Below are 10,777 nucleotides of genomic sequence, written 5' to 3'. Positions count from 1 at the left end.
CGCCTTGCAGTCCAAGGAATGAATTTGATAGAGGATATGACCGGTATTTCATATCTTCTGATTCAGTTGTCATAAATATACTGTTCTCAGTCGGTCTGGTAAAGTATTGAGGGAATTCCTGTTCCAGGGCATCAAAGACGCATTCGCTCCGGGCAGTACTTTTCACCCAGCCATTGTATCTGGAGACCCTTGTGTTCACTCCTGGTTTGGCCCTGACCGCACATCCATAGGCGAAGCTTACTATTCCGGCCAGAACATCCCTGCCCATTACCTGAGCGATGAGCGGCCCACCGCTGTCCCCCTGGCAAGAGTCCTTACCTCCCTCCCAGGCGCCGGCGCAGAGCATATTGTCTGTGACAGCTATGTTTACCTGTTCCAGAGTGGTTTGGCATGTTTGATTGTCAACATAGGGAACGCTGACTTCCTGAAGTTGTTCCGGAAAATCACCTTGAAATTCAGTGGAGCCCCAGCCGATTAATGTGAACATGGTTTCAAAAGGTACATAATTGTCAGTTTGCACCAGTCCGGAAATGGGTGTCATGGAAGAAGGCGATACAAGCTGGAGCAGAGCGATATCATTATCATTGGTGTGAGGATCATAATCGTTATGGCGCAGGACCCGGCGGATGGCAATGCGCTCATATCTGCCGGGAGGAGCTGTAAGAGATGTGGTGCCCAGGACAGCGTGAAAATTTGTGAACACACTTGTGACGCAGTGGGCGGCGGTAAGTACCCATTCCGGCGCGATGAGGGTCCCTCCGCAAAACTGGCCGGCGTAAAGATCAGGAAAATTTGCGTCTTTAACCAATGCAACCATCCATGGGTACTTAGAGTCATCTTCTACAGGCTTGCCTCCGACGATTTTGGTAATTTTTTGGCTTTGATCCTGGGACGTCATGTCGTTTGAAAGGATATTTCCCGGAAAGGCCAAACACAGTCCCAGAATCAGGACTATAAGAAGAACGAGTTTTTTCATGTTCAGTAACCTCCTTATGGATATTGTTTATTGATTCATCAGGATGATGAATCAGAACATGCTCGGATAATAACCTCGTGCCAGGGACGTTGACGACAGAAAATTACATATTGTTGAGCCCAAAAGCGGTCGTGAATATGTGAAGCAGCATATACCCCCAAGAAGGTTACTGAAAGGCTCAGAGAATATATCAGAACCATGAACATAGAGCAAGATCACACCGTTTTTCCCATTGGCTACTCAGCAGCCAGGGCGGTAGTTAAAAAAGCCGGGCTAATTATTGGTATCGACCTTAATCCTCATGATCTAAGACGTCACGCAGCCACTTTTGCTTCCAGGTCCGGTGCACCTCTTGAAATTGTCAGCAAAGTGATTCTCGCCACGCAAACATATCAACAACTCAAAGGTATCTGGGCAAAGTAAGCGATATCGAAGTCATCAGGTGGATTGAGAATATCCACAGATAAAACTAATCCCGGGGCTAAGTAAATTCATAGCCCCGGGTCAGAATTGTGAAGATAGTCCTCAAAAAGAAATGTCTTGGACTATACATGATCCATAGCCGTTATGTTGTGAGTTTGGTTATGTTGTAAGGTAGAAAATATCATAGGGCAGACAGTATGAATACCCCATAAACTGCCTGCCCTATGAACGTGACGTTAATCCATAAACTATCTTTACCCAAGGCTACTTAGTGCCCTTTATGCAAGCACATCCGACTTCCTACCCGTTCCACACTCGCTCGTCCCTCGCTCCTGTTCCACGGCCTTCCAGTGCGGATGCCCCGCTCACTCCTGCCTGTCTGCTTATCCGGCTACTGCTGACCTGGGGAGAGGGCCAGGCGGAACCCTAAGCTGAAGTCCCTGAAGCCCGGGGTGACGTAGGGGCGAATGGCCGCGCGGCAGTCCCATGCGTCGAAGATCCAACTGCCGCCGCGAATGACGCGGGACGAGCCAGTCTCTGGCCCCTGGGGATTATCCCGGGGGCTCACGGAATAGTAATTGTCGCTGTACCAGTCCGAAACCCACTCCAAGACATTCCCGGACATGTCATAAATGCCCAGACCATTGGGTGCCTTGGTCCCTACCTCATGGGTCCGGCTGCCGCTGTTGCTCCAGTACCAGCCCAGGCTGTCCAGATCATCGCCTCCGGCATACTTCTCTGCTCGGCCTCCGCTGCGGGCAGCGTACTCCCATTCAGCCTCGGTGGGCAAACGGAAAGTACTGTTGCCCTCAGAATTCAGCTTCGAGATGAAGTCCTGCACGTCATTCCAGCTGACCTGCTCCACAGGATAATTATTCCCGGATTTAAAATACGACGGATTGCTGCCCATGACCCCGGTCCACTGGCCCTGAGTCACCTCGTACTTGCCCATCCAGAACCCGTCCAGGCAGACCTCATGCACCGGCTTTTCATTATCCCAACAACTGTCCGTCCAGTCTCCGCAGCCCATGTCATAGCAGCCCTCCGGAACCCAGACAAACTCAATGCCTGTAACCGGGTCGGTCCAGGTTTCGCCGGGGTCGGGTTCGTGTTCGCCTTCCCTGATATAGTTCAACCAAAAATCAACCTCCCCCAGATCATGCAAATTCACCTGATGATCGATGAAGAACAAGTGGTTCTGGAATGTTGCTATATACACATTAGTGGCGGAGTAATATCTGAATATTATACCGGAGTTCTCTTGAGTTTCTTGAGGCGCAGGTTTTAGAAGTTCTGGAAACTGAGGCTCAAGCCAGTCAAAAATAATATTGGCCTTTTGCAGGTCATTTAAATTGTTCCCTGCATGAGAAGTATTAAGGCTCATTGTACCCGCAAGCAGAGTAAAAATAAAAAATCCAATGAAAAAAAACTTTTGCATCTTCAAAACTCCTTTAGAAAATTGTGGCAAAAAATGCCCATCGATTCCTTTGAAAATTGATTGAATTTAATTGATATTTTTTACACGGTCGTTTGCCGACATCGCCGGCAATCCCGTTGCAAGGGGTTCTTCCGCTAAACATAATCAGATCGAGATCGGCACAACTTCTTTGTGCATGATTGTTCTTGAATCCCTGCAATCAGGTTCACTTCGTTCATAGCGCTCCAGGTACCAAAGTTTCCGACCATTTTCCCGTCTTTGGATCAAAGATATTCGCGCTGATACGGGCGGCACTCTCGCTAATTAATCCTCCTGCGACGAGCAGCGTGCAGTGAATTTTGGAATTGAGAGAATTTCTTAAATTCATCAATCACTGTCCCGTGCGCACCGCCCGCACGTGTAGGCTGTGTTCCACATAGCGGTTGCCCACGTAGCCGTTATCGAAGTGCACGCCCCAGGCGCTATTGGAATCGTACGCATGGGGCGAAGACGACCAGTACCAATCATTAACCACGTCCATCATACCTTTACATGTACATGGTGGATAGGAAAGCACTGCCAGTTCATCTTTTGTGGGCAGCCTCCAATGGGAATGACCGGCCCATGAAAGGCCAGAGGCATAACTTTTGTCTTCAAGCCACTTCATAGGGCCAGCGGTTGCCTTCTGCCACATCAGGCCAGCATATTTATCCGTCACTGTCCCGTCTTCATTGTCCGCTCACTGGCCAACGCACAGCTGGGCAAAAGCAGTGCCGGACATGACCATCCCGGCCAGACAAAGCAGGAATGCCATTGCCACAATTACAAACCACTTTTGTTTTAGTGCCTTCATGTTTACCTCCTTAAGTTTAAAGATTACTGTCTAGTTTCCCTGATTATAAGCACTATACATACCATAATAAAAAAGTGAGTAATAACAACATATAACATAAAAAACTGCTTGATTAGACCTAAAAGTGTGCGCCAACCTGGTTGGCAGTAGTTGGCACTTTATCTTGTGGTCCAGGGTGTTGAACTGCGAAAGAGTGGACAGAGTTCTGACCTTCCCCGGACATTACCCTGCCTTGGAGGGAACTTACAAGAAATATATTGTGGCCGGAGTGGGATAATGGCAGCGGCATGGACTGCTACTTGGGTTGCGGGCAAGGCTCGCGTTAGCTTGATTTAAATATTTGTTTCGCAGTTTTATTATTTAAAAAATATATTGCCACAATCGCTGTAGGGGTGCTATATCCCAAAAACATCAAGCCAAGCACTGCCCAAAACAGAGTGGAAAGCCATCTGGCCAATTGCTTAAATTTCCATAATCCTGCAGCAGAGATAAGACTGACAGCAGCAAAAACAAATAAGATTATCAGAGAAGTGATCTCTAAAGGCACAAAAAATCCAGACAGGACACCAATTCCTGCCATTATAATGTGTGATACAGCAATTACTCGAATAATTAGATAAGTAATGTACTGTTTCTGTAAAATACTTTTTTCTTCTTGACTAACCCATCTACCCTTAAATAGTGCCAGGTTTCGCTCTTTAGCCTCTTTTTTCTCGAATCTGTCTTTTGGAATACCCCAGTCTGAATTAATCAGGATGTCCTTACGATCAGGCTGATACATTTCTACTTCACCTCCTGTTTAGAAGACAACACCCAAATACTTGCTAAGCGGTTTCCGGATGAAAACTAAGTAAATTGAACCTGAACTCAAGACTTCAGGCATGTTCTGATTCTAGTCCAACTCCATCCAAACAATCAAGATTTCTTTTGCCAGTCTTCAGGATTTTCAAGTACAATCGCTGGCCTTGCCCGCCTTAATAACTTACTCGTTCATTGCTGTAACAAAACAAGAAAATTTGAGACAAATGCGGGGATGATCTCTGGGCATTGGGACTGTCCCTCGCTGGGAACCAATTCCAGATACATGCTTTTTGCCCCTCTCAATGACCAATTTCGGCACATCTAAATGTAAGTTGCGGGGACTGTCCCAGTTATGGTTACGCATTCTTTTCTTGCTTCTTGGGTTGCGGGCAAAGCCAGCATTAGTTCTTTATCCGGCTGTTTTTTTGTCCGCGATAATTACCAGCACTAAAATAAATACCGGAATGAATATGTCACCAATCCAGACTATGGGCCCAAAATTTTCAAAATATTAAGATGGCCAGCGCATTACTTTCCAGGTTCAATTTCAGTATTAGGCGCTTATTGGAAATTTCAAACCAACATGTTGTTTCATTTTCAAAGAAAGCCAGGAGCTTTTGCCCACAGAACATACGGAAGGGCACGGAAGTGTTTTTCAAGCGTTGCGAAGCAACGCATATTCCGTGAAATTCAGTGTATTGCGCCTGCCCAGTTGAATTTCTTCCATTCAACCGGGGTGGGCAGTCTCTTTTGTCCCGAAGGGGCCTCTTTTTCCGTGCAGGGTCGCGGAAAAAGCCTGGCAACTTACTCGTTCATTGCTGTAACAAAAAACAAGACAAGGGCCTGGGGCTGCACTTTTTGCACCCGAATTGCATACTCATTACTCATTACTCAAGTAAAATATCTGCCTTTTGATACACTTCTTCGCACGAGTTCTGCTGAGTGGCAAAGCCAGGGTAAAATAATGCCACGACTGAATTTCTACCAGAAAAATTACTTTGACCTGCTTGATTGCCTGCTATTGTGCACTTGAATCCAGCCCATTCATTACAATCTTTTATAGCATTGCATGATATGCACTTGTAAACAATAAATGTACCACTATCCTCTGCGGAAGTGTATCTCAGGCTTATTTCCTTCCAGTTGCCAAAAAATGTCTGATCAATGTTAACAGAGCAATGGATTGACTGGTGATAGTTAGTCCAATCATGCGCAATTACATTACTGTAAAATACACATGTAAACAACGTAACAACAAGAACTCGAAAAATTCCTACCGCAAAAAAACGCTTACTGATGGTGTATCTCATGATTTACTCCATAAATTTTAACCGACATCTCCCAAATCTCCAAAGCACCTCACTGTCCGGCGCGGACCGGCCACACGTGGGAGCGGGTGGACTTGTGGATGACGTCCACTTGGCCGCCGCGCATGGACACGGCCCACGCGCCGTCCCTGCGGCCCGCGTAGGCCGTGCTGGACCAGTAGCCGTACGACTGGACCCCGGTAAAGGGATGTCCGCTTTGAATTGCATGGTATATAGCCGAAAGCTCATCCCTGCTCGGCAGCCGCCATCCGCCAATTCCGGAGATGCTGAAAGAGCTGCACCCCCGCCAGGCGTCATCCCAATTCAACCAGCCGACCGGGTTGGCATCCTTGGTCCACATCAGCCCCGTCACAGTGTCCGTCACCGTCCCGTTCCCATTGTCCACGAATCTCTGTGTCTGGGCTTCGCCGGACATGACCAGTCCGGTCAGGCAGAGCATCAGGACCACGGTCACAATGGTCATTCTGGTAATTCTTATCATGTTCATCCTCCTTGAAAGTTGCAGTTGGAATATTTCCGCAACAGGGTTAAGTAGGGGAAAATAGTCTTTATTAATAACATGCGCCTCCTGGCCTGCACTCAGGATAACAGCCTCCAATGGAAGGAGAGGCACATGTGAAGTCGTCATCAAACCAGGACGTGGCTCCGCTGAAGTTGGCACCGCCCAGGGTTGCGCCGTTCAGATCAGCACCGCTCAGATTTGCTTCGATAAAAAAGGCATCGCTCAGATCTGCGCCACTCAAATCCGCGTTGCTCAGATTGGCCCTCGACAGATTGTGTCCGCTCAGGTTCTTCCCGTTCAGATCAGCCCCGCTCAAATCACACCCTGGACAATGTCGCAATGTCAGCAGCTGGTTCAGATGGTTTTCATTCCATGCCCCAGCTGTGCCCATGCCCAACAGGCAGACCAGTGCCCCCACTGCCACGATTCCAAAAATATTCATACTCCACTTTTTCATAACAACCCTCCATTGTTAAATGTTGATGTATTTTTTATATTACTAAGCACTTTCTGTGCCATACAATAAACACATTAAATATCAGTATATTACCAGCATTGCCAACAAAACTGACTCTTAAGTTTACGCCAATATGGTTGGCAGTAGTTGGCATTTTAGCTTATGGTCCAGGGTGTTGAATGCAAGAGAGGATTGGTTCTGCCCTTAGCTGAACATTACACTGACTTGCGGGGAAGATACAAGAAATATATTGTGACTGGAGTGGGAATAATGGCAGCGGCAACGACGGATAGTATAGCCCGGACTGAAGCATTCTGTCTGGGTCAGCAGCCCCTGGAGGCAGGTAGTCTTCAAAATTCAGGGGACTGGGCTATCCCGGAATAGCCGTAGGCTTGAAACGACCAAGCTCACCGGCCGGGCGGGAAACAGCTGCTAAGTTAAGCGGATATCCTGTTTCCCGGTCCGTGTTGATGCTGTGGTTATGGATTCGTGGTTATTGATGGACAGTATACTCATCCAGGAGCCTGCGAATCATTTTTTGATATTGTGTATTATTTTTTTTGCCTCTTTCTTAAAAAAACTGGGCAGTCAAAAGTTTTTTTGTAATCTTGTGTTTTTATTGGCTTTTTTGGCAGATCAAAATGTCTCTTGGTCCAGACCAGGTATCTATCCAAATTTATTGACTTTATTTCTTACAACCAAGAACGAAGAACCAAGAACTTTGAACTCTCAAGTTAAAAAAGTCCACACTCGTTTTACTTAGTGTAATTGTAACCTTGACGGTTTCATCTTTTAAAGCGAGTTCTTCCGGGGATGGAAGAAAGTCAGATATAACCTTAACTTTCCCCATTGGTTCGTCTGTGTATTTGATTTTTTCTTTCATAGATTTTCTTTCCTTTTTGCCAATATCCGGCGCCGATTATTCTGATTTTGTTCTTTCTGTATGTAAACCGAACCGTCATTATCGCGTCTGAGACCCTGCCAAGACAGTAAAACCGTCTTTCATTTTCACTATGTTCAAGGTCTTCAAGGATAACACGCTCAGTGTCCAGAAAAGCAAGCTGTGCCAGGGCGAAAGAAACTCCATGTTTTTCCTGGTTCTGTTTGTCTTTTTGGAGTCCCACTCGAAATCAGATCGTTTGCTCATTAGATTATATTAGATAGGGGGAGAAAATGTGTCAATATAAAAATATGGCTTTTTATATGGCTTTTTTGTTCCATAGCATCCCGGCAACTAATCAGTATCCAGATTTTCCCTGAATATGGCCGACCCTTTTCATCACGTACGACCTGCGTACGGCAATCTAGAATCCTCTCACTTCCGTCCTTGGTGTAATTAACCACCTCTCCCCGCCAATGTCCGTTACGCATTCGGATGAAAAAGCTGCAGAGTCAACCCTACGTGCATGTTCAGACACAAGTCCAAACCTGCCTGAATTGTCAAGCCTTGTTTTGCCAGTCTTCACAATGAATGATATTTCTTCAATTCCTATACCGCCTTTGGCAAACAGTCAAAATAACCAGACTGAACTTATGCAGAAGATACAAGTTCAGTCTATTTTCGTGCTGTCCATTCAGACACGCCGGACATAGACAGGGACAGGAAGAACATTGGATGTCAAATTGAGCCAGCCTTTACCCTGACAGGAAAGGAGAAGAAATGGAAAGTGTATATGCCAGCACATGATAATGCCGTCTCAGCATTATTATGATGATGATGCACGTTTCCCCTTGCCTGATCAGAAAACTGTGTTTAACAATTGGGGAGTAAAGAAATGTTTGTTGGCTATTGGGAAAGAAAGTGGCAACTATTACTAACTGTTCACCACACTTACCCAGTGATTACTGTACAAAGGAAATTTGAACTCTTAAGTCAATAACAAAACAGGAATAGCAACTTCAATAAGGAGCAGATAATGAAAAAGTCATTTCATATTAGTCTGGCAGCATTTTTTTTCTTTTGCCTTGTTTCTGCAAGCTGGCTGAAGGCAGAAGAAGATAAGACATTGACCGAGGCTCGTGAGTCATTTGAAAGTGCATCAGGCATCTGGTTTTCACCACAGAAGGACTTTAACACCTACTTCAGTGTAAGCCAAAACGGCAATCAGCTGATAATTATGGGATTTGATTTGACAGGATGGGATCGAAGCTGGAGTTGGGAGGCATGGTCCGGGAACATTGAAGGCAGCATGGCTGTAGTGAAGACCATACCCGAGTACAGTTTAGTTGATGCAGAACTGAGCATTGAGTTTCATGACAGCCATAACGGAACTGCCCGTGTTGACAGTTGCGAGCCAAGATATGCCATGTCCTGGTGTGAAGCCCAGACAGGGCAGGAGTACGAGCTCAGGAGAATTTTTTAATTCGCACCTTGTCTTTTGTGACACGATTGAATAGGTAAGTCACCAATTTGTCTGGAAAAGGAGACGATATGAAATATACCATGAATAGAAGAAAGTTTATACATACCACTGCCAGTGTTGCAGCCGGGCTTGGGGTTGCCGGTTTAAGCTCCATTGTGGACGCGTCTAAGATTATGGCGGCAGGTGGAACTCCTGACCATGCCCCCAAAAGAAAATTGGGAAAAACAGAGTATAATGTTTCCCTCTTCAGTCTTGGCGGTGAATCAACAGTTCAAATAGCCAGCAAAAGTCAGCAGGCAGTGGAAATAATCGACAGAGCTCTTGATCTGGGTGTCAACTACATTGATACAGCACCCTCTTATGGAGCTGGCGGGAGTGAAACAAATATCGGCCTGGTCATGGCGCGTCGCAGAAATCAGGTTTTCCTGGCAAGCAAAACCCATGATCGTACTTATGATGGAACCATGCGGCTTATTGAACAGAGCCTGGAACGTCTTCAGACTGACTATCTTGATCTTTACCAGGTACATAACATAAGAAGCCATGATGATATTGAGCGTGCCTTAAGCAGAAATGGAGCAGTTGAGGCCATGGAAAGACTGAGATCCCAGGGCGTGATAAGACATATTGGTATTACTGGCCATCGGAATTCTGAAGCACTCCTATACGGCATTAACAGCTATGACTTTGATACTATTCTCATGGCGCTTAATGCCGGGGATATATTTTATGATCCATTTCAAGGGGACTTACTCAACAGGGCCCTGGAAAAGCGAATGGGAATAATCGCCATGAAGATCACCGCTGTAAACAATATCTTTCGCGCTGACGGTCTGACAACTATGGATGAGGCCATGGGGTACGCCTTAAGTTTTCCCGTGAGTACAGCCATAATAGGTATAACAAGCGTTGGCCAGGTGGATGAGAACGTGCGGGTGGCAAGAGATTTCAGGCCCATGAGCCAAAACAGGCTTGCCAGTATTGAAGAGAAGGTTAAGCCGTATAACGAGCAGGTCAACTTTTTCAAAAGGAGCTGGTAGCAGTTGAGTGTTATTTGGTTGCAGACACAGCCCGCATTATTCTTTTCTGCCTCGTGTTTTTTTCCAATCCGCCCTCTGTGCCAAGGAGAGTGAGAGACAGGCCGTTTGAATAATTAAGCAGGCGGTTAACCCTACAGCGACACTTTATTTATCACTCCTCTGCGCCGGGTCGTGGTGGTGGACCAGGACCTCAGGGTTTTGGGCATTATTCTTGACAGGAACGCCATCAAATATTTAGCGAAGCTTAAGAAACCAGGACTTTTCAGGTCTCTCATCAACGCTCTTTCTATACCCAAAGACAGGGTTGAGCCTTTATCAGGTTCGGCAAAAGATATCATGGAAAGGAATGTTTTTTCTGTATACCGTGATGCTCCGCTGAACTCAGTCATGGGTTTAATGCTGGACAAGGGCGTCAAGCGGCTTGTGGTGGTTGACTACGACAACCGTCTTCTGGGCATGGTTGACAGGGATAATGTCATGAAGGCTCTGGCTGAAACCTATCCAGGGGATTGATGTGAGCTTCCAGGGATGGATAATGTGCCTGACCCGGAGTATGGCCGCTGTACCTGCAGCCCCGGGAGGCAGGTAGTCTTCAAAAATCAGGGGGCTGGACTATT

At 46.4% G+C, this 10,777-nt stretch carries 13 protein-coding genes; 4 read left to right on the top strand and 9 right to left on the bottom strand.

All coding sequences use genetic code 11. The features are described from left to right. On the bottom strand, positions 1-976 hold a 976-nt coding region (locus LZ23_RS10140), incomplete at its 3' end, for a serine protease (protein ID WP_157493184.1). Positions 977-1,174: 198 nt separating this feature from the next. Here LZ23_RS10140 and LZ23_RS22570 point away from each other — a divergent pair. After that, on the top strand, positions 1,175-1,399 hold the full coding sequence (locus LZ23_RS22570; RefSeq protein WP_052507292.1) for a site-specific integrase: 225 nt from the start codon (positions 1,175-1,177) through the stop codon (positions 1,397-1,399). A 391-nt stretch (positions 1,400-1,790) separates the two neighbouring features. On the opposite strand, the gene LZ23_RS10130 is transcribed toward LZ23_RS22570, so the two are convergent. The 8 genes from LZ23_RS10130 to LZ23_RS25510 form a co-directional block, all read right to left on the bottom strand. Next, on the bottom strand, positions 1,791-2,837 hold the full coding sequence (locus tag LZ23_RS10130) for a formylglycine-generating enzyme family protein (RefSeq protein WP_052507291.1): 1,047 nt from the start codon (positions 2,835-2,837) through the stop codon (positions 1,791-1,793). 370 nt (positions 2,838-3,207) lie between these two features. Then, complete coding sequence (locus tag LZ23_RS25515) at positions 3,208-3,534, bottom strand: Lcl C-terminal domain-containing protein (RefSeq protein ID WP_052507290.1); 327 nt, start codon at positions 3,532-3,534, stop codon at positions 3,208-3,210. A 457-nt stretch (positions 3,535-3,991) separates the two neighbouring features. Further along, positions 3,992-4,450 carry a hypothetical protein gene (locus tag LZ23_RS25000; RefSeq protein ID WP_045213842.1) on the bottom strand — a complete coding sequence of 153 codons (459 nt, stop codon included), beginning with the start codon at positions 4,448-4,450 and terminating at the stop codon, positions 3,992-3,994. 907 nt (positions 4,451-5,357) lie between these two features. Continuing rightward, the gene (locus LZ23_RS10115) at positions 5,358-5,780 is read right to left on the bottom strand and encodes a hypothetical protein (RefSeq protein WP_045213840.1); all 423 of its coding nucleotides are present in this window, start codon (positions 5,778-5,780) and stop codon (positions 5,358-5,360) included. A 49-nt stretch (positions 5,781-5,829) separates the two neighbouring features. Continuing rightward, a complete protein-coding gene (locus LZ23_RS10110) occupies positions 5,830-6,279 on the bottom strand; it encodes an Lcl C-terminal domain-containing protein (RefSeq protein ID WP_052507289.1) in 450 nt (149 codons plus the stop codon). 70 nt (positions 6,280-6,349) lie between these two features. Further along, entirely contained in the window at positions 6,350-6,757 is a 408-nt protein-coding gene (locus LZ23_RS10105; RefSeq protein WP_052507288.1) for a pentapeptide repeat-containing protein, read from the bottom strand. Positions 6,758-7,442: 685 nt separating this feature from the next. Next, positions 7,443-7,640: a CopG family transcriptional regulator gene (locus LZ23_RS23455; protein WP_084591001.1), complete on the bottom strand. Its 198-nt coding sequence runs from the start codon at positions 7,638-7,640 to the stop codon at positions 7,443-7,445. After that, positions 7,594-7,881: a BrnT family toxin gene (locus tag LZ23_RS25510; RefSeq protein ID WP_198145959.1), complete on the bottom strand. Its 288-nt coding sequence runs from the start codon at positions 7,879-7,881 to the stop codon at positions 7,594-7,596. The genes LZ23_RS23455 and LZ23_RS25510 overlap by 47 nt, the downstream gene beginning before the upstream one ends. A gap of 792 nt (positions 7,882-8,673) precedes the next feature. Here LZ23_RS25510 and LZ23_RS10085 point away from each other — a divergent pair. The 3 genes from LZ23_RS10085 (at position 8,674) to LZ23_RS10075 (ending at position 10,673) form a co-directional block, all read left to right on the top strand. After that, positions 8,674-9,120, top strand: coding sequence for a hypothetical protein (locus LZ23_RS10085; protein ID WP_045213833.1), 447 nt, complete (start codon positions 8,674-8,676; stop codon positions 9,118-9,120). Between the two features lie 68 nt (positions 9,121-9,188). Next, positions 9,189-10,160, top strand: a complete 972-nt coding sequence (locus LZ23_RS10080) for an aldo/keto reductase (protein WP_045213831.1) — start codon at positions 9,189-9,191, stop codon at positions 10,158-10,160. Positions 10,161-10,358: 198 nt separating this feature from the next. Further along, a complete protein-coding gene (locus tag LZ23_RS10075; protein ID WP_157493183.1) occupies positions 10,359-10,673 on the top strand; it encodes a CBS domain-containing protein in 315 nt (104 codons plus the stop codon). The last annotated feature ends 104 nt before the right edge of the window (positions 10,674-10,777 follow it).

This window comes from Desulfonatronovibrio magnus (genome assembly GCF_000934755.1).
GTDB classification, from domain to species: Bacteria; Desulfobacterota; Desulfovibrionia; order Desulfovibrionales; family Desulfonatronovibrionaceae; genus Desulfonatronovibrio; species Desulfonatronovibrio magnus.
This window is presented reverse-complemented; position numbering and strand designations above follow the sequence as displayed.

Excerpts from the sequence above, each read along its gene's own strand:
- LZ23_RS22570 (WP_052507292.1), top strand. The coding sequence starts at position 1,175 with ATGAACATAGAGCAAGATCACACCGTTTTTCCCATTGGCTACTCAGCA.
- LZ23_RS10130 (WP_052507291.1), bottom strand. The coding sequence starts at position 2,837 with ATGCAAAAGTTTTTTTTCATTGGATTTTTTATTTTTACTCTGCTTGCG.
- LZ23_RS25000 (WP_045213842.1), bottom strand. The coding sequence starts at position 4,450 with ATGTATCAGCCTGATCGTAAGGACATCCTGATTAATTCAGACTGGGGT.
- LZ23_RS10115 (WP_045213840.1), bottom strand. The coding sequence starts at position 5,780 with ATGAGATACACCATCAGTAAGCGTTTTTTTGCGGTAGGAATTTTTCGA.
- LZ23_RS10110 (WP_052507289.1), bottom strand. The coding sequence starts at position 6,279 with ATGATAAGAATTACCAGAATGACCATTGTGACCGTGGTCCTGATGCTC.
- LZ23_RS10105 (WP_052507288.1), bottom strand. The coding sequence starts at position 6,757 with ATGAAAAAGTGGAGTATGAATATTTTTGGAATCGTGGCAGTGGGGGCA.
- LZ23_RS23455 (WP_084591001.1), bottom strand. The coding sequence starts at position 7,640 with ATGAAAGAAAAAATCAAATACACAGACGAACCAATGGGGAAAGTTAAG.
- LZ23_RS10085 (WP_045213833.1), top strand. The coding sequence starts at position 8,674 with ATGAAAAAGTCATTTCATATTAGTCTGGCAGCATTTTTTTTCTTTTGC.
- LZ23_RS10080 (WP_045213831.1), top strand. The coding sequence starts at position 9,189 with ATGAAATATACCATGAATAGAAGAAAGTTTATACATACCACTGCCAGT.